The 18527-nt window shown below is 38.8% G+C and carries 18 protein-coding genes; 5 read left to right on the top strand and 13 right to left on the bottom strand.

Annotation, left to right across the window (positions count from 1 at the left end; genetic code table 11):
- Positions 1-54 precede the first annotated feature (54 nt).
- The 6 genes from ACYP5M_RS16285 to ACYP5M_RS16260 all read right to left on the bottom strand — a co-directional run bounded on the left by ACYP5M_RS16285 (position 55) and on the right by ACYP5M_RS16260 (position 5822).
- The gene (locus ACYP5M_RS16285; RefSeq protein WP_101225045.1) at positions 55-1089 is read right to left on the bottom strand and encodes a LacI family DNA-binding transcriptional regulator; all 1035 of its coding nucleotides are present in this window, start codon (positions 1087-1089) and stop codon (positions 55-57) included.
- Between the two features lie 57 nt (positions 1090-1146).
- A complete protein-coding gene (locus tag ACYP5M_RS16280) occupies positions 1147-1965 on the bottom strand; it encodes a carbohydrate ABC transporter permease (protein ID WP_101224962.1) in 819 nt (272 codons plus the stop codon).
- Entirely contained in the window at positions 1965-2825 is an 861-nt protein-coding gene (locus ACYP5M_RS16275) for a carbohydrate ABC transporter permease (protein WP_098370419.1), read from the bottom strand. Before ACYP5M_RS16275 ends, ACYP5M_RS16280 begins: the two co-directional genes overlap by 1 nt.
- A 167-nt stretch (positions 2826-2992) precedes the next feature.
- A complete protein-coding gene (locus tag ACYP5M_RS16270) occupies positions 2993-4282 on the bottom strand; it encodes an ABC transporter substrate-binding protein (protein WP_101224963.1) in 1290 nt (429 codons plus the stop codon).
- Between the two features lie 362 nt (positions 4283-4644).
- On the bottom strand, positions 4645-4830 hold the full coding sequence (locus ACYP5M_RS16265) for a hypothetical protein (RefSeq protein WP_034305959.1): 186 nt from the start codon (positions 4828-4830) through the stop codon (positions 4645-4647).
- A 152-nt stretch (positions 4831-4982) separates the two neighbouring features.
- Positions 4983-5822 carry a YitT family protein gene (locus ACYP5M_RS16260; RefSeq protein ID WP_034305961.1) on the bottom strand — a complete coding sequence of 280 codons (840 nt, stop codon included), beginning with the start codon at positions 5820-5822 and terminating at the stop codon, positions 4983-4985.
- 398 nt (positions 5823-6220) lie between these two features.
- Between ACYP5M_RS16260 and bioF the strand changes: the two genes are divergently transcribed.
- The 3 genes from bioF to bioC are packed head-to-tail and all read left to right on the top strand — an operon-like array spanning position 6221 to position 8977.
- Positions 6221-7420: an 8-amino-7-oxononanoate synthase gene (gene bioF / locus ACYP5M_RS16255; protein ID WP_459735266.1), complete on the top strand. Its 1200-nt coding sequence runs from the start codon at positions 6221-6223 to the stop codon at positions 7418-7420.
- A complete protein-coding gene (locus ACYP5M_RS16250; RefSeq protein WP_459735265.1) occupies positions 7417-8163 on the top strand; it encodes an alpha/beta fold hydrolase in 747 nt (248 codons plus the stop codon). The genes bioF and ACYP5M_RS16250 overlap by 4 nt, the downstream gene beginning before the upstream one ends.
- Complete coding sequence (gene bioC, locus ACYP5M_RS16245; protein ID WP_434168385.1) at positions 8156-8977, top strand: malonyl-ACP O-methyltransferase BioC; 822 nt, start codon at positions 8156-8158, stop codon at positions 8975-8977. The genes ACYP5M_RS16250 and bioC overlap by 8 nt, the downstream gene beginning before the upstream one ends.
- A 168-nt stretch (positions 8978-9145) precedes the next feature.
- Here the strand turns inward: bioC and ACYP5M_RS16240 are convergent, their stop codons facing one another.
- The 4 genes from ACYP5M_RS16240 to ACYP5M_RS16225 all read right to left on the bottom strand — a co-directional run bounded on the left by ACYP5M_RS16240 (position 9146) and on the right by ACYP5M_RS16225 (position 13121).
- A complete protein-coding gene (locus tag ACYP5M_RS16240) occupies positions 9146-9823 on the bottom strand; it encodes an ABC transporter ATP-binding protein (protein WP_101224968.1) in 678 nt (225 codons plus the stop codon).
- The gene (locus tag ACYP5M_RS16235) at positions 9820-10926 is read right to left on the bottom strand and encodes an ABC transporter permease (protein ID WP_101224969.1); all 1107 of its coding nucleotides are present in this window, start codon (positions 10924-10926) and stop codon (positions 9820-9822) included. Before ACYP5M_RS16235 ends, ACYP5M_RS16240 begins: the two co-directional genes overlap by 4 nt.
- Before the next feature lie 99 nt (positions 10927-11025).
- Positions 11026-12405, bottom strand: coding sequence for a sensor histidine kinase (locus tag ACYP5M_RS16230; protein ID WP_459735264.1), 1380 nt, complete (start codon positions 12403-12405; stop codon positions 11026-11028).
- Entirely contained in the window at positions 12402-13121 is a 720-nt protein-coding gene (locus ACYP5M_RS16225) for a response regulator transcription factor (RefSeq protein ID WP_101225046.1), read from the bottom strand. Before ACYP5M_RS16225 ends, ACYP5M_RS16230 begins: the two co-directional genes overlap by 4 nt.
- 268 nt (positions 13122-13389) lie before the next feature.
- Between ACYP5M_RS16225 and ACYP5M_RS16220 the strand changes: the two genes are divergently transcribed.
- Complete coding sequence (locus ACYP5M_RS16220; protein WP_459735263.1) at positions 13390-14367, top strand: bile acid:sodium symporter family protein; 978 nt, start codon at positions 13390-13392, stop codon at positions 14365-14367.
- 251 nt (positions 14368-14618) lie between these two features.
- Positions 14619-15875, top strand: coding sequence for a DUF445 domain-containing protein (locus tag ACYP5M_RS16215; protein ID WP_459735262.1), 1257 nt, complete (start codon positions 14619-14621; stop codon positions 15873-15875).
- Positions 15876-16005: 130 nt separating this feature from the next.
- On the opposite strand, the gene ACYP5M_RS16210 is transcribed toward ACYP5M_RS16215, so the two are convergent.
- The 3 genes from ACYP5M_RS16210 to ACYP5M_RS16200 form a co-directional block, all read right to left on the bottom strand.
- Entirely contained in the window at positions 16006-16389 is a 384-nt protein-coding gene (locus ACYP5M_RS16210; protein WP_434168380.1) for a hypothetical protein, read from the bottom strand.
- 24 nt (positions 16390-16413) lie between these two features.
- A complete protein-coding gene (locus tag ACYP5M_RS16205) occupies positions 16414-16689 on the bottom strand; it encodes a hypothetical protein (protein WP_434168379.1) in 276 nt (91 codons plus the stop codon).
- A 645-nt stretch (positions 16690-17334) separates the two neighbouring features.
- Positions 17335-18357, bottom strand: coding sequence for an ADP-ribosylglycohydrolase family protein (locus ACYP5M_RS16200; protein ID WP_452444896.1), 1023 nt, complete (start codon positions 18355-18357; stop codon positions 17335-17337).
- Positions 18358-18527 lie beyond the last annotated feature (170 nt).

Here is an 18527-nt window from a genome sequence, read left to right as displayed (position 1 = left end):
TAAATTTATGTTAGCAAAAATCAAGCTTTAATTGGTAAAACATTTCTACATTTTTCATTTAATTTCCTTTTCAGCAACAAAATGCGACTCCCGCTTTATGATTTTGGTAGGAATACTGATACTCTTTTCCATCATTTCCGGATTTGCAATTAGATCGAACACGCATTTTGCCGCCTCAAACCCTAACTGATACGTATGGATATCAACCGTTGTCAGCGGCGTACTTAAAAATTCTATGAATTCTGAGTGGTTAAAACAGACGACGCTTATTTGCTCTGGCACTTTCAAGTTCTTTTCAGCTAACACCCCAAGCAAGAGAACACCCAATAAAAGATCCATAACCAAAAATGCGGTTGGTGCCTCTTTCAGCTCCAGCAATTCATCAATGGCCTTTATTCCATCCGTTCGATTTAAAGGAATCAATTTGATATATTCCTGTCGCACATCCAGCCCGGCCTGCTCCATCGCTTGTTGAAAACCTGTCAAGCGGTCTTGGATCACCTCAAACTCGGGACTGCCCCCTAAAAAGGCGATTCGCTCATGTCCAAGACTTATTACAAACTCCGATACTTCCCTGGCCGCTTGAACATTATCGTTATCAATGAACGTGATTCCGCTCATGTTCGTACTTGGCTTCCCGATCAAAACGAACGGGAAGCCCTGCTTTAATAAATACGGCACCACTTTATCGTCCTTTTTAGAGTACAAAACAATCATGCCATCCACTCTTCTGCCCTGAACCATTTTCACGACATCCTCAAAGATTGCATCCTCCGTCTCGCCGGTTGTCAGGGAAAGACTGTACCCTTCTTTATTACAGAAATCCCCGATGCCTCGGATCACTTCTGGAAAAAAGGGATTATAAAGTGATTCCCTTGCCGAACTTTTCATGACGATCCCAATGGCCTTAGTTGACTTCGTGACTAAGTTCCGGGCATTTTCATTCATATGATAGCCCATTTCCTTTAATACCTTGCGTACTTTACGCTTTGTCTTTTCACTGATTGTCGGGCTGTTATGGATTACACGCGATACCGTTGATGGAGCGACATTTGCTTTTTTTGCAACGTCTTTTATAGTAACAGACAAATTCATCAACACTCCCCGTTCACCGCACATGGCTTAATATTCCCTATATTTAAATAGTTATTTAACTGCTCCATCTGCAATTCCTTTGATAATTTGCCTCTGAGCAAAAAAGTACGCAATGATGACTGGAATGATGGATAAAGTAAGTCCAGCCAAGGCAAGATGCCATTGCTTCGTATATTGACCGAAAAAGAAGAATAATTTAAGCGGGATGGTCTCCGATCCTGCACCGCCAATAACAAGGGATGGCAGCAAATAGTCGTTCCATATCCAAATGACATTTAAGATTCCAACTGTAATGGACATCGGTTTTAATAATGGAAATATGATATACCAAAATACTTGAAAGCGGTTTGCACCATCAATCTTTGCTGCCTCATCAAGTGAGAGGGGAATCCCTTTTAAAGTACCATGATAAAGGAATATGGAAAGACTGCAGCCAAAACCTAAATACATGAAAATCAGTCCGGCCTTGTTCAACATCCCCAGCTGGCCGAATTGGGCAACGAGCGGTATCATCACAGACTGAAACGGGATCAGCATGGCTGCTACAAACACAAAGAAAAGCAGGGAACTTATTTTACTTTTGTTTCGGGAAAGAGCGTATGCTGCCATCGCAGAAAAGATGATGATGATGACTACACTGACGCCCGATATCAATAAAGAATTGAATAAAGTCCGGAGGAAATCCAATTGCTCGAAAGCTTGAGTGAAGTTTTCGAATGTCCAGGTTTCAGGCAGTCCCAATGTATCGGCAAATATATCCCGTTTCATTTTAAAAGCATTGACAAGCATTAAATAAAACGGAGTGAGCCATAATATGGCCAATATGAATCCGATGAATCCAATCAGCCACAATTTCCATTTTCCCCTCATTACAGCTCAACCTCCCGTTTTTTATTGAAATAGACTTGTGTCAGCGAAACGACCGCCACGATTACGAAAAAGATAACGGCTTTTGCCTGTGCATATGCCATATCGTTTTCGGTGAAGGCGGATTTTACAATGTTCATCGCAACCATTTCAGTTGAATTATAGGGAGCTCCATTCGTCAAGGAAAGGTTTTGATCATAGATCTTGAACGAGTGGGAAAGCGTCAAAAACAAACTGACGGTAAAAGCAGGTGCCACTAGCGGAAAAGTTATATGGCGAAAACGCTGGAAGCTGTTCGCTCCGTCAATTTTTGCCGCTTCTATCAAGTCTTCAGGAACAGCCTGCAGATAGGCAATATAAATGATCATGATATATCCGGCCATCTGCCAAGACGTTAAAATGATCAATCCCCAAAAGCCTGTATCAGTCGTTGATAACCACCCATTAAATGCTTCGATCCCAGTCAAATCACCAATCGCACCGAAGACCTTAATAAAAATGAACTGCCAAATAAAGCCGAGTATCAAGCCGCCAATTAAATTGGGCATAAAGAAAACTGTCCGCAATATGTTGCTTGATTTAATTTTCGAAGTCACGATGAGGGCCAAACTTAATCCGATGATATTGATTACCACAATTGCCGCTACGGAAAATTTAATGGTGAACCAAAATGTATCAAGGAACCCTTTATCCGTAAACAAGTCTATATAATTCTTAAGACCAATGAAATCCGGAGTCCCTAAACCGTTCCAGTTCGTAAAGGAATAATAAAATCCGTAGATGAGCGGCACGATCACAACCAAAATGAGTGCAGCAAGAACAGGTGTCAAAAACAGCCAATATGCAGCATCCCGATTTCTCAACGAAACCGACCTCCTTCAAATGATTTAATAGTTAATGGGTTTAGATCATGACTGTGTTATTTGATGAATCCCTTATTGAGGCAAATTCCCTCAGCGACTTTTCTATAATAAGGAACAACCAATCGACACATTTTTCATGCCGATTGGTCACTTGCATTTCCCAACGCTTATTTGCTATGAATCTTCTCCCAATTTTCAATGTTCTGTTGGACAAGTTCCTCCCAAGTCAATTTACCAGTTACGTATTTTTGGACACTTGCACCAAGATCATCATTCCAACCGACCGGATATCCATTAAACACCCACCCAATCGTATTTCCTTCTTGGGAGTATTTATAAATTTCTTTTGAAATTGGATCGGCAATTTTTTCTACATCATATCCTTCATAAGCAGGAATGAATTTAAAGTCTTCCAAAACGGCTTTCTTCCCTGCTTCGGATGTATACATCCAATCGAGGAACTTCTTCGCCGCTTCCTGTACCTTTTCATCCGATTTCTTGTTCACTGCCCAATAGTTCGGTACGCCGACTGGCATGCCTGCATTGTCTCCATTTGGAATCGGGATGATGCCAATTCCCTTTTCAGCTAACTCAGGATCCATATCATAGACTGTGTTATAAACCCAGTTACCCTGCTGAATGATCGCAACCTTTTCAAGCGAGAACAGCTCCTCCACTTGTTGGGAATAATCAAGACTTGCTGTCGGCTGGACGGAATACTCATTTTGGATATCGACCAATTGTTTAAACTTGTCACCATCCGTGAATTTAACCGTAGGTGCTTTACTTGCTTCTAACACATTTCCATCAAACTCCGGTGATAAGAATACATTGGATAAATGGTTTCCTGTCACCCACTTCTCTTTTACCGGATATGCGAAAACTGCTTCGAGCTTCAATTTGTCTTTTTGTGAATCGATTTTCTTAACTGCCGCCTCTAAGGCTTCATAACTTGTAATTTCATCAGGATTAATTCCGGCTTCTTTAAATATTCGTTTGTTATAGATCAAGCCGTATCCTTCCTGGTTAAATGGAAGTCCAAGGACTTGCCCGTCCTCTTCCACGCCATCCAAAGTACCGTCAAGCGCTGCAGCAGCAGCTTTCGTGTCCTTTAAATCTGTTAATCTATCTTTATATTGTGCGACATCTACCGGTCCGCCAATGTTAAAGACCGCTGGCTCCTCACCTGAAGCGAACTTTGCCGTTATGGCAGATTTATAATCATTACCGCCGCCGACTGTCGATACCTTGATCTTCACATTTGGATTTTCTTTTTCATATTGTTTTGCCAATGTCTCGAATTGCGACTTGAATTCTACCTTGAATTGAAATATATCGAGCGTCACGACATCCTTTGAGTCGCTGTTTCCGCCAGTTGAAGAAGAGCATCCTGCCAAAATTACACTAAAAATTAATAAAACAGTAAGAATTCCCCCGTACCATTTTTTACGCCTCATGCCTACCCACTCTCCCTTTTTCTCATAATATTCATGCAATTTTAAGAAAACGTTTGCATAAAATTAGTAAAATAAAAGCCATTCATTCTATAAAATTCATAGTCTAGCGTACTTCTTTTACATCACCTCCTCACAAAAAAATGTTGCAAACGTTTACATTTATGCGCTTTATATTACCACCAAATTCCATACTTTACAATAAAATTGTAGTATATTGTAAAAAAAGGATGTTAAGAACTCTCTTAATCTAATTATATGATTCGGAAACCTTTGATTATTCCTTTATCCGATTATTTATTGTACGGGCCATTTTCATTCCTGGCATTATACGAAAAAAGGGAAACCCGTCGGTTTCCCTCTTATCACTTCAATATCATCTTCACATTGGAAGGACCGTATTCATCCTTCAATTCATAATATTTATCGCTTGCTTGTCCAAATTCCTTAAACACACCGCTAATGATCAATTCATTCGTTTCTTTATCAACGACACTGTACTTGATATTGCTTTTCCCAAACTTTCTGTCATCCACTTTTAAAAGGATCATCTTGGACACCTCCACATTTAATGGCTGCACCTCAGGGTGTGTGGTTTCTTACTTACATAATACAACAAATTATTCTGAATTTACAGATTTTTTGCAGTGCAAAATAAAAAAGCCTATCAAGGCCTTTTCATTTCGCTTATACTTTATTCGCGTCAGGACTTCGAGATATCCAGGAATCCTTCACCAAATACGTCACGAACGTCATGTATGGCTATAAAAGCATTGCTATCCGTTGACTGCACTATTCTCTTTAACTTTAGCACCTCTTGCTTACTTATAACGATATATAAAATATCCTTGGATTCTTTTGTATAGTATCCATGACCACTAAAAACAGTGACACCCCGGTCCATCAATTCGGTTACTTGTTTTGCAATCTGGTCCGCTTCTTTTGAAATGATGGTAATCGCTTTTTTCGGATTCAATCCCTCAATGATGAATTCCATCGTTTTTGTTCCAATATAAAGCATTAGTATAGTGAGCATCAGACCTTCTGCGCCAATTATGAAATAAGATGAGAACGCAACGATTAAATCGAAAAACAGAAGTCCGTAGCTTAAGCTCCATCCCAAATACTTATTCGTAATTCGGGCAAGGATCGTCGTACCGGCAGTAGTGCCTCCAACACGAATGATCATGCCAATACCTGCACCGGCAAAAACCCCGCCAAATATCGCATTGATGACCAATTCATCTGAAGATATCGTCCAGCTTTCGGTTAAATGAAGGAAAAGTGAATTGAAGGCAACGGCTACGATTGTATATACCGTTGTCATTTTCGACAAAAATTTATAACCGACAATGAGCAGGACAGCGTTAATGATCAAACTTAACAGCCCTGGTGACCATTCAAAAAGATAAAACAGAATGATGGTTATCCCCGTGACTCCTCCCTCACCAAGCTCATTGGGAATGACGAAAAGATTTATTGCCAAAGCGAAAATAAAAGCTCCTATTAATATAAAGAAAACATCCAAAGAAATCTTTTTCATATTTATACCTTCCTTTATGTAATGGTTAATGTGAATTCTGTTAAATTTCACTGCTCTATAGTAACATGGAATTCCATTTAATCCTTCAAAGATTTGAAGGTTTAACAAAAAGACTACCTTTGAAGTTAGATTATCTTCAATGAATGAGCTTAATACATAAGAAGTCACTATTTTCACTAAGCTTTTTTATACATTAGCTTAACAAAGCCGCTGCCCGATTCTCCTTTAATCAAAATAACCAACCAGCTTTTTTTGACCCTTGATTTCTCCAGATTAATGATTATTAGTTTATTCTCATGCTCCTTTTCAAAGCTTGACAGTTTCATTGAGTCATGATTAGAATGTTTTATATGTTAACCTATATTAATTTTAGTTGACATATAAAAAGGAGAATGGCCATGCACAGTGAAAAACAATTGCCTTGTTGGGAAGAAAAAATAAAAAAGGAACTGGCTCATTTAGAAGAGATTTCGCAAAAGCGTGAACTCGTATCAACCGTATGTGCCGAGCAGCCTTGGCTTACGATCAACGGGTGCAGGATGCTTAATCTAGCTTCTAATAACTATTTAGGGTATGCCGGAGATGAGCGGCTGAAAAAGGCTATGGTTGATGCAGTAAATACATATGGTGCAGGAGCAACGGCTTCACGTTTAATTGTTGGCAATCATCCTCTTTACGAGCAGGCGGAACAAGCTCTTGTCAATTGGAAGAAAGCCGAAGCAGGACTCATCATCAATAGTGGATATAACGCAAACCTTGGAATAATCTCCACCCTGCTGTCCCGTAACGATATTATTTATAGCGATAAATTGAATCATGCAAGCATTGTCGATGGAGCTCTTTTAAGCAGAGCAAAGCATATACGCTATCGTCATAATGATTTAGATCATTTAGAAGCATTTTTGAAAAAATCACCGATTGAAGCACGGAAATTAATCGTGACGGATACGGTCTTCAGCATGGATGGTGACTTCGCTTTTCTCGAAGAACTTGTTCGGCTAAAGGAACGTTATAACGCAATGTTAATGACAGATGAAGCACACGGAAGCGGTATCTACGGTAAACACGGTGAAGGCTATGCAGGTCACCTCCATCTTCAAAATAAAATAGATATCCAAATGGGAACATTCAGTAAAGCGCTCGGTTCATTCGGGGCCTATGTCGTCGGGAAAAAATGGCTCATCGACTATTTAAAAAATCGCATGCGCGGATTCATATATTCAACTGCACTTCCCCCGGCCATACTCGGTGCTATAAAAACAGCGATTGAACTTGTGCAGCAAGAACCAGAACGCCGCTCACTGCTCCAAACACACTCAGAACACTTTAGACAAGAACTCACATATTACGGGTTTAATATTTGCGGAAGCCAATCACAAATTGTTCCTATCGTCATCGGGGAAAACGAAAAAGCGATGGAATTTGCTGCACGTTTGCAGAAAGAAGGAATTGCCGCTATTGCTGTAAGGCCGCCGACCGTTCCTGAAAATGAAGCGAGAATCCGTTTTACCGTTACGGCTCTCCACGATAAAAAAGATCTTGATTGGGCAGTTGAAAGAGTTTCGATCATTGGAAAAGAAATGGGTGTTATTAAATGAAACAGCCGAATTTAATCATGCTTCCTGGCTGGGGAATGGAAAAAGATGCGTTTCAACCGTTAATCCAACCGCTGTCAGAACTATTTCACCTTTCATTTATAGATTGGAGAGATATGAAAGCACTAAATGACATTGAAGAACGAGTCATAGAAACAATCACTTCCATAGATGGTCCTGTTTATTTACTGAGCTGGTCATTAGGATCGATAGTATCACTTGAACTTTCAAGTTCGTTTCGAGAAAAAATAAACGGTTTTATCCTTTTTGGCGCAACAAGTCGGTTCACCATCGGAGAAAATTACACATTTGGCTGGGATCCACGAATGGTCGAGCGCATGAAGAAACAACTGCAGCGCAATAAAGAGAAGACTTTGACTTCCTTCTATGAAGCAATGTTTTCCGATACTGAAAAAGAAGCAGGTTTTTATGATCAATTCATCAAGACAATTCAACGCGAGTTTCATGGAGATGATGTGTTTTCGCTTCTGATTGGTTTGGATTATTTACTTCAGAAAGATGCTAGAGCAAGATTCGACCGGATTGAAGCCCCCTTTATATTGCTTCATGGGAGGGAAGACAAAATTTGTCCACTTGAAGCCTCCTCCTTCATTAAAGAAAACCTGGGTGGGCAAGCCGAGCTTCATATTATTGAAGGTGCTGGTCATATTCCATTTTTCACAAAACCACAGGAATGTATGGAGCATATAAAAACATTTATTCAAAAGGAGTACGTTCATGATTGATAAACGATTGTTAAGCAAGCGGTTTAGTGAACACGCGAAAACATATGATGCGTATGCCAATGTTCAAAAAAACATGGCAAGACAATTAGTGGATTTGCTTCCTCAAAAAAACACCAATCATAAAATCAATATTCTTGAAATCGGCTGCGGCACTGGTTACTTAACCAGGTTACTCGTCAAAGCATTCCCTAATGCCGCCATTACGGCTGTTGATATTGCACCCGGAATGGTTGAAGTGGCGAAAGGAATGACAAAGGAGGACCGTGTTACATTTTTATGTACGGACATCGAAGAAATGGCGCTAAATGAAAATTTCGACTTGATTATTTCCAATGCAACATTTCAATGGCTGAATGATCTTCCTGCAACCCTTGAAAAACTGTGTATACGATTAACGGCTGAAGGAAGCCTGATATTTTCAACGTTCGGAATAGATACATTTCAAGAGCTTCATATGTCGTATGAACAGGCGAAAGAAAAGCTTCAGCTTTCCATTGATAGTTCACCAGGCCAAATGTTTTACACACTAGAAGAATTATCCCAAATTTGTGAAGAAGCGCTCCCCTTTTCATCAGCATCTCCAATCGAGATAACAAAAATGGAAAAGCTTGAACTGGAGTACTTTCAAACAGTACGTGAATTTTTCACTTCAATTAAAAAGATTGGTGCAGCTAACAGCAACAAAGAAAACTACTGCCAGCGCCCTTCCCTTTTTCGAGAGTTAATCAACATATACGACACAGAATACCGAGATGAATCAGGTGTAAAAGCAACCTATCATTGTTTGTTCTTTAAAATGAAAAAACATGATTAATCCGAAGATAACCATCTGGGATACTAGCAATATATTATACATAAATGCAAATCGTTTAGATAAAGTAACGACTAGTATACCAACCGCTTACCAGGTTCCCATTCAAGCAATTCAGGCCGCCGCCACTCCTAATTCCTTTGAAGAGGCTGCGGCCTTTTACCTATAACTTCATCCAAATACCTTGCCATCTGTAATATTGACCACTCGATCACATAAATCTAACATTCTTTCATCATGCGTTACCATGATGGCCGCTTTATTTCTTGATTTCACCTCATGTGCAAGCATTTCAACAACATCCCTGCCTCTTTTGGAATCAAGACTTGCGGTTGGTTCATCCGCTAAAATGATTTCTGGATCATTCATCAGCGAACGGGCAATGGCTACACGCTGCCGCTCACCGCCCGACAGTGCTTCTGGCAGGTGATCTGCCCGATGTCCAAGTCCAAGGTGGCTAAGCAATTCGTCCGCTTTTTTCACAGTTTTTTTATCTCGCTTGCCAATCAGTTCAGAAAGTAGCAGAAGCTGATCTCGTACGGTGAGATATGGCACAAGGTTCGATGATTGGAATACAAATCCGATCTTTTCGAGGCGAACTCTAGTCAATTCCTTTGGTGATAGTGTTGTTATATCTTCATCATTCAGCAGTAAGCGACCTTCGCTCGGAGATAGTAACGCACCCGCTATTGAAAGAAAAGTACTTTTTCCTGAGCCTGAAGGACCCACGATCGCGACGAATTCCCCAGCTTTCACATTCAGGGAAATATTATCAAGGGCAGTCACCTTATTAACGCCTTCCCCATAAATCTTACTGACGTTTTCAAATAATAGTTTATCCCTCATCATGATACCCTCCCTATTGCTTCGATCGCATCTATCTTCGCTACTCGGTATAGTGATAGCAGCGAACCCAATACGGATACAACCAAAAGTAACACGGAATATTTAATGACCAAATCGGTACTCAATACGAATGGCATTCCCTCTGGCATGATTAAAGTGACGACATATGTCAGTGCAACACTGATGGCTATGCATGTCACTGCAAGCAGCATTACTTGACCAACAATACTTTTTGCCAGGTAACCCGTATTGGCCCCGAGTGCTTTAAGGACTCCAAATTGATTAGTCTTCTGCAAGGTAATCACATAAAAGAATACAGCCAAAACGAATGCTGCAATGACAAACAAGAAGGCAATCATCATCGTCAATGTACCCTGTTCCTCTTTGAACCCTGGTATACTCTGAAGTGATTCTTCTTTCGAAATGAGCGTTACTCCTTCAGGCAATGATTCACGTACATTCTCTTCTGCCTTCGAATCCATTTGCACGGCTATTGCGCTGATTGAGTCTTTTCCTTGATTTTTCAATCCAGGATTAATCTCCTGCCACCCCTTAACATTCATGTAAACTGCCGGTGAATGGCTGTAAGACTGCTTTTCAGTAAAACCAACAATGGTGAAAACCTTACCTGATAGGTCATCTTTAAGTGAATCACCCAATTTATAACCCACTTCTTTTAAAGAACGATCTGCAACTACTTCACCTTGTTTCTTATTGTCATAGCTCGTTCCTTCTATGACCTTCGGTGCTAGTATCCCACTGGCATCGGTAGCAAAAATGGTGACATCCGTTTTCTCCGATGATCCGGTTTTATTCAATGTGATCATCATTTGCCCCAGCCCTTCGGCTGCTTTAACATCCGATAAAGCCTGGATGTCATCAAGCTTTTCCATGGATATGATGGATCGATTCAATTTATTTTTAGAGTCATGCTCCATAACGAAATAGTCGGCTTTCATGTTTTGTATGGATGAAGCATTATCTGATGAAAGTCCATTAGCTAATCCTGAAATGATAAAAACAAGCAAAGCGACCAATACCATGATCAGTCCAATCAGCAGATAACGTAACTTTGAATGCTTTAGTTCACGTATTGCCAAAAACATCATTTCATCTCCCTTTTCTTTTGTTTACCAATCGAGTCCTGCTTCAATCGGTATGACTCGATTGTAAACAATCAATATGAATGGAAGATGAACAACTGATTACATAAGGGGTAGCCGTATATAAAAAGTGGTCCCTTTACCAAGTTCGCTTTGAACTTCGATCGTTCCTCCATGAAGATCAACCGTCTTCTTCGTGATCGAAAGTCCTAACCCGCTGCCTGTTTCACTCCTATTCCTCACTTTGTCGACTTTATAAAAGCGATCAAGGATATAAGGAAGGTCTTCTTCTGGAATTCCCATGCCCGTATCCGCAATCATCACTTCAACAGCACTGCCTATACTTTTAATCCGAATATTGATCGAACTGCCGCTTTCCGAGTATTTAATGCTATTGGTTATCAAATTCGTCCAAACTTGATTTAAAAGTTTCTCATCTGCAGAAATGACGGTTGACGGCAAATCCATGTCGATCACCATATCTTTTTCCCGCCAATTCCATTCCAGCATGAACAACACCTGCCGGATTTGCTGCGCTAAATCAAAATTTGACCGTTGTAGCGGATCTTCTTCTTTATCCAAAGAAGCAAGCATGAGCAGCTGTTTGCTTAACGACGACATGCGCCTGCTTTCTTTTTCAATGATGGACAAGTACTGATTTCTTTGTTCTTTTGTTAATTCCTCCGATTGGAGGGTTTGAGAAAAACCTTGGATGGATGCAAGCGGAGATTGAATTTCATGAGATACATTCGATACGAACTCCTGCCTCATATCATCCAACTTCTGTATGCTTTGAGTCATTTTCGAGAAATGCTGTGCCAAGTCCCCTATTTCATCTCTTCGGGTGACATTCAATTCACTACTATAATCCCCATCGGCGATTCTTTTTGTAGCTTCCGTTAATTTCGTAATCGGCTTAACGATGAAACGCGTATTAATGATCACAAATAAAAAACTAAGAAGTAGCGTCAGTACGAGCAAAACCGCAAGGAAAAAGCGAAATTCACCAAACTGCAGCTCTATATTCGGCCTTACAAACAATGCATGCTTTTCGCCATTCACGTTTAACGGGACCCCAATGCTATTAATTAAAACATCTTCAAAAAAACCGGTAATAAATAACCCATTATTATAATTGACGATCCCTTGATAGGTATTTCCATTCAAAACTCCGGAAATCGTGTCGCGATCCAAACTGGTATCCCGAAACGGCTCACCATATAAAGTTCCTTCACCCTGCTCATTAAATAGATACATTTGATAGTGCAAACCTGCAATATGGTTTAAATACGCATCAATATCCTGATCAGGATTCTCCTCATATAAGGAGACGATCTCACTTGCAACTTTGCCTATCTTCTTACCATTGTTGGGTTTTTGAACCTGATGATAATAAACATTGGAAATTAAAAAAGCGATGACACTGGCAAGCACCATGATCAAAATGGTTTGAATAACTATCCTGAAATAAAGTGTTTTCACTTCTTGTTGACCTCCAGTTTATAACCTAAGCCACGGACAGTCGTTATGACAAAATCATCGGTCCGTCCGGCAAAACGTTCCCTCAACCGTTTAATATGAACATCAACCGTTCGATCATCCCCTTCAAAATCAGCACCCCAAACCAGTTCAATAAGCTGCTCACGCGTAAAGACCTGATCTGGAAAACTCCCAAGCTGAGCCAGCAGCTCAAATTCCTTAAGCGGCAGGAGCAGCGTATTCCCCTTTATTCGCACTTCGTAACTTCTACGGTCAATCACCGTTTGATTCAATGAGATGGATTCAGAATTCACCATACGGTACCTTCGCAATAGCGCTTTTATCCGAAATAGAAGTTCCCGTGGCTCAAACGGCTTTACGAGGTAATCATCCGTACCTGCAAAGTACCCCTTTTCCTTATCGATAAGTTGATCTTTAGCTGTCAATAAAATGACGGGCAGATCATATTGATCCCGGATTTCCTTACAAAGATCCAGTCCGTTTTTAAACGGCATCATAATATCGACAACAGCCAGATGGACCCGTTCCTTCTCCAGTAGCAAGGAGGCTTCATTACCGTCCTTGGCTTCGAATACCATGTACCCTTCCTTTTCCAAGTGAAATTTAAGCAACTCCCGAATATGCCGATCATCATCCGCAATTAATATATGTATCAAAGAAACCACATCTCCACTTCTTTTATAGCCCTGGCTAAACATACAATAGCAATAATTAAAACTGTAAAACAACAATTACTAATTCAATTTCCGGTTCCTCATAAACTAGTTTGCCACTAATATACAGCACCCACTTATTTTTTTAAAAAAATAAAGTAAAAAAGCGAACAGAATCTAAAAAACCTGTCCGCTTTAAATCGTCATATTCACACTAGTTCAGCCCTATTGATATTTTTATTTCCCAAAAGGGTTTTAAATATTCAGAATATAAATTATAATTGTTTTATTTTAAAACATCTAGGAGGTCACTATGGGAGTAGTAGAGAAAATCAGCGGATTTGCTGGTAAAACGTTTACCTTATGGGTCATTTTATTTGCAGTTATTGCGTATATCTTACCTAATCATTTTATATGGATTGGAGCCTATATTGTTCCATTATTAGGAATTGTCATGTTTGGCATGGGACTTACATTATCAGCATCGGATTTTAAAGAAGTTTTCCGACGTCCGAAAGAAGTGGCACTAGGGGTAGCAGGACATTTTATCATTATGCCCTTATTGGCATTCGGATTAGCAATAGGGTTCGATTTGCCCAAAGAAGTGGCTGTTGGTGTTATTTTGGTAGGATGTTGCCCTAGTGGAACAGCTTCAAATGTCATGGTGTTTCTTGCGAGAGGAAATGTTGCACTTGCAGTTGCCATTGCTTCTGTTTCCACTATTCTAGCGCCTATCGTAACGCCCCTGCTTATTCTGCTCTTGGCAAGTAAATGGGTCAATATCAGTATTGGGTCGTTATTCATTTCGATCATTCAAGTGGTGATTATCCCACTGCTGCTTGGATTCATCGTCAAAAAGTTTTTTGGCAAACAGGCAGAGGCCGGTGCAAAGGCTTTACCTCTAGTATCTGTCATTTCCATCGTTCTGATCGTATCTGCCGTAGTGGCTGGCAGCCAAGCTCAGCTGGCTAAAACAGGTTTGCTGATTTTTGCAGTAGTCGTTCTTCATAATGTTCTTGGCTTTTTACTCGGCTTTTTCTTTGCTCGTTTATGCGGAATGGATTTAGCTAAACAGAAAGCTGTTGCAATGGAGGTTGGTATGCAGAACTCTGGTTTAGGTGTAGCCATAGCAACAGCCCACTTCTCGCCTTTGGCCGCTGTTCCTAGTGCCATCTTCAGTGTTTGGCATAATATATCTGGCTCCGTTCTGGCCTTTATTTTCAGTCGCATGAAAGATAAGAACAAAGTAGCGACCGTTAAAAATAGTTCGATAAAAACAGACGCATCATAATATGTTGGAGATGAACCAATAAAAAAAAGCCGATTGAATAAATCGGTTTTTTTTTGTGAATTAACCATCTGAATATTGAACATTCAAGGGAAAATGACAAATATTCAATGCCCAAAAATAATGAACTTACTGCCTTGTTGTGGTTATTTTTTTGAACTACCTGCTATACTACTAGATGAAAGTAAGTTATAAAATTTGCTAATGATTCGGGTTATAGTAATTGACTATCATTTTAAGGATGAGGGAATATAATGTCACCAAAAATAAAATCTTCAAGAAAAATAGCTAGATATTCACTAATTATCATGGGGGCAGGTTATATTGCAACCACTCCATTTCAAGGTTCATTGCCGTTAGATTTATTACATGGAGGGTTTGAGGCTGGTTTAGTCGGCGGATTGGCAGATTGGTTTGCAGTCACTGCATTATTCCGCCATCCGCTTGGATTACCGATCCCCCATACAGCGCTTTTGCCCAACAATCGTAAAAGAATGACAAATGCACTTGTTTCGATGTTAAAAAACGACTGGCTTTCTAAGGAAAGCATTCAGGACAAAGTAAAACATATTCCTTTTACTGAAAAATTGATCCCTATTTTAGTAAAAGAGATTCAAAGTGAGACTTTTAGAAAAGTCCTGATTAAATTAATCAAGCAAATGATTGGTTATATAGATATAGAAAAGATTACACCTTTCGTTGCTAAAAAAATTAAAACATCACTTTCTAACATAGAAATGAGCAAGATTCTACATTTAGTAAGTTCACAGTTACTTAACGAAGAGTTTGATAAGAAGGCTTTGGATCATGTTTTGAAAAAAGCAGAAGATTGGTTAGGAAAAAAAGAAACCAGTCACCGACTTGGCACTGTTTCCATGGATGTACTCAGTAAGATTGAACTGGAAGGTATGCTTCAGTTCGCCGTTAAATCCATTCAAAGTCTACTTAACGAAGAGAAACTTGGGAATATCATACAAAACCTGTTATTAAGTGTCGTAAATAATTTACAAAACGAGAAAGAACCAAATAGAGAGGCTTTAATCTTATATATCAGGAAAGAGATACAAGGCATTAACCATAACCGGGAACTGTTAGAAGGAGTTGAAAAATGGAAAAAACAACTTCTGACAAAATGGGAGCCTGAGGCGACAATAAAGGGAACTCTACAACAAATTCAACAAGAAGCATTGGATTTCGTCGAAGATGAACATTTCATGGATGCTTATCTGACTCCAATGATTCATCACGTACTGGACAACATAAAAGAAAATAGCACGCACATCGATCATTGGATACAGAAACAAATTACTGTTCTCATTGAAAATAATCATACGCAGATCGGCAATCTTGTACAAGAAAATTTAGATAAGCTAGACAACGAAACGCTGATTGATATGATGGAAAATGGTGTAGGAAAAGATTTACAATGGATTCGTGTGAACGGAGCGGTCTGTGGTTTTATAATAGGACTTATCCTAACAGGTGCACAGGCTCTGCTTAAGCTATTATAATCCAGGCACCTTTGCCGACATTGTAACGGAAGAATACTGTCATTACTAAATCAACTGGGGCGATCTCTTGCCTTTAGTTTATACCCTCATAAAAAAGGCCCTTAACCTCAAGGGCTTTTTAACGGGGAAATTAATCTAACGAATAGGGCTTCCTCTCTTCGATTATCTCCACTTCATCCCATTCCACATATTTGGAGTACATATATTTATCTGTTCTTTCAAACCCCATCTTTTTGGCAAGTTCAGTGTTTGTTGTATCCAACAATACTTTTCCAGTTTTTCTTTCTTCAGATGCTGGAAACAACTCCCCCTTATATATTGCCTTTGAATTTATCTTAAATAAATCTACCTCTTCTACAGAAACATTTTTTATATAGATATTTTCATCTAAATGTTTGAAACCTTGAGATAGATCAGCATATTTATGACTTATTAACCTTATAGACTTATCTTCCAGTAGACTAAAACTATACTCGCTACCATTATGTATTGCATACTTTCCTTTTCTTATCATAGGTTCCTCCATTTTCAAACTTTATCAAGCATTGAGTAATTCTCTATTTAATTTTTCAGCTTTATGTAATTCTCCTAATAACGGATTTAGATAGTCATTATAACTATCCATATAAGCCCTTACGCCGCCTATAATATTTAATTCTCTTATATCTTCATTATTTTCCATTACATCCAATGCGTCCTTATATCTTTTATATATAAGTTGTAACACGCCCCTTGTAATTTCATTATAATAATCATTTTCAAGATTATTTATCACAACTTTTATTTGATCGATTAACTGCTTTTTCTTATCCATTAATTTCATCTTCCTATCTACTCGCCTACAAAGGAGACCTTTAACAAAACAGTGCCAAAGCTCATTAGGGGGATAGTACAATAAATATAATCGCGTTTGAAATGAAGAAATTAATCTAATGAATAAGGTTTCCTCTCCTCGATTATCTCAACTTCATCCCATTTTACAGATTTAGAGTACATATATTTATCTGTCCGTTCAAAACCCATCCTTTTAGCAAGTTCAGTGTTTGTTGTATCCAACAATACTTTTCCGGTTTTTCTTTCTTGTGATGCTGGAAACACCTCTCCCTTATATACAGCATAGGGATTTATAGAATATAATTCTTTAACTTCATTTACACCTACTATTTTCGTGTAAATATTTTTTTATAATAAGTAAGCCATTGTCCATTTCATTTTTATCATTACTAATTAATTCAATAGCTTCCACTAAATCAGATTCTATGAATCTATACTCTTTACCATTATAGATCGTATACTCACCTTTTCTTAGCATTTTCCCACTCACTCCATTATTTAATTTCCCATCCCCCAATCAAACTGCTTGCTTTCCGTTTAACATCGCATAAACTGGACTCTGGACATAAAAAAACCCTATAAAGGATTTTATAGGGGTTTTTTATGTTTATATGGGTGATTTACATCAATCTCCATACTCTTCTTTAATTGCTTTATCTGCACAAAAACTATGGAATTGCTCAATTAATTCATCAATATCTTCTTTTCTGATGATTTTCTCAAGCCATTCTTTAGGGATGTCGTCCATTTTATAGTACATACCTGCCATTGTCCCTGTAATGGCACCTACTGTATCCGTATCATCCCCTAGATTCACTGCTTTTAAAACGGCATCGCTAAACGAATCTGAATTTCCTAAGCACCAAATGGCTGCTTCCAACGTATGAACGACATAACCATCTGACTGAATTTCTTCTTGTGGTAATGAAAAGAAACCTTCTTCAAAAATTCTTGAATAGTATTGCAGCTCTTTTTGGTATATATGATTTTTATCAAAATTCTCATCAAAAAGTTCTTTTATTTCCCTTTTTGAAACTTCAGGAGAATTATTATAATAAAGTCTAAGTAAAAACTCGACATAAATAATGGAACCTACCACAGAACGCGGATGAGAATGTGTAACTTCCGTATATCTTTTAATGGTTTGGATTTTTTCAATGAAATTAAAGTTATTAAAGAGGATAAATGCCACGGGAGCGATCCTCATCAACGCCCCATTCCCATTATCAAACATGGCATTTCCGCCACATTCTGGCGCTGGGTCTCCATTTTTAAACTTGATTATGGCTTCACTGGTCGTTCTGCCAATATCGAACATTTCATGATGTGGTGTCCAATAGCCAGATTCCATATACTGAACGAATTTTTGCATTAGCTCCGCTGAATCGCCTTTTTCAATTAAGTTTTCATTTAAACATAAGGTTAATGAAGTATCGTCCGACCAAGTGCCTGGCAGCTGATTATAGGTTCCATATCCCGTTATATCATTAATAGTGAAAGTCCCTCTTTTTTTAAATTCAACTGGGACACCAAGCAAGTCTCCAACAATACCGCCATACAGACTTGGTAACATTCTTTTTTTTAGATTATATCTCAAAAAACTTTTACTATCGTCTTCCCATCTGTCTACCATTCTTCTGCTTGTCATTCATTACACCTACTTTTTGTTTAAGTACCATTTCTCAGTACCCTTGCTTAACAAATGCCCTACTAATTGATTAAATTCATACTTTGTTTTTATGTATGCTAACACCTATACTACAACCACTATAATATCTTTCCATTTAAATACAAAAGCAAAATCAGTTCGTATTTCCA

It is taken from the genome of Peribacillus sp. N1, assembly GCF_054600815.1.
Note: the sequence above shows the minus strand (reverse complement) of the source record. Positions and strands in the feature narration are given on the sequence as shown.

Coding starts and splice junctions, on each gene's coding strand:
- ACYP5M_RS16280 (WP_101224962.1), bottom strand. CDS start 1,965: ATGAGGGGAAAATGGAAATTGTGGCTGATTGGATTCATCGGATTCATA.
- ACYP5M_RS16270 (WP_101224963.1), bottom strand. CDS start 4,282: ATGAGGCGTAAAAAATGGTACGGGGGAATTCTTACTGTTTTATTAATT.
- ACYP5M_RS16265 (WP_034305959.1), bottom strand. CDS start 4,830: ATGATCCTTTTAAAAGTGGATGACAGAAAGTTTGGGAAAAGCAATATC.
- ACYP5M_RS16260 (WP_034305961.1), bottom strand. CDS start 5,822: ATGAAAAAGATTTCTTTGGATGTTTTCTTTATATTAATAGGAGCTTTT.
- bioF (WP_459735266.1), top strand. CDS start 6,221: ATGCACAGTGAAAAACAATTGCCTTGTTGGGAAGAAAAAATAAAAAAG.
- ACYP5M_RS16250 (WP_459735265.1), top strand. CDS start 7,417: ATGAAACAGCCGAATTTAATCATGCTTCCTGGCTGGGGAATGGAAAAA.
- bioC (WP_434168385.1), top strand. CDS start 8,156: ATGATTGATAAACGATTGTTAAGCAAGCGGTTTAGTGAACACGCGAAA.
- ACYP5M_RS16240 (WP_101224968.1), bottom strand. CDS start 9,823: ATGATGAGGGATAAACTATTATTTGAAAACGTCAGTAAGATTTATGGG.
- ACYP5M_RS16235 (WP_101224969.1), bottom strand. CDS start 10,926: ATGTTTTTGGCAATACGTGAACTAAAGCATTCAAAGTTACGTTATCTG.
- ACYP5M_RS16225 (WP_101225046.1), bottom strand. CDS start 13,121: ATGTTTAGCCAGGGCTATAAAAGAAGTGGAGATGTGGTTTCTTTGATA.
- ACYP5M_RS16220 (WP_459735263.1), top strand. CDS start 13,390: ATGGGAGTAGTAGAGAAAATCAGCGGATTTGCTGGTAAAACGTTTACC.
- ACYP5M_RS16215 (WP_459735262.1), top strand. CDS start 14,619: ATGTCACCAAAAATAAAATCTTCAAGAAAAATAGCTAGATATTCACTA.
- ACYP5M_RS16210 (WP_434168380.1), bottom strand. CDS start 16,389: ATGATAAGAAAAGGAAAGTATGCAATACATAATGGTAGCGAGTATAGT.
- ACYP5M_RS16205 (WP_434168379.1), bottom strand. CDS start 16,689: ATGGATAAGAAAAAGCAGTTAATCGATCAAATAAAAGTTGTGATAAAT.
- ACYP5M_RS16200 (WP_452444896.1), bottom strand. CDS start 18,357: ATGACAAGCAGAAGAATGGTAGACAGATGGGAAGACGATAGTAAAAGT.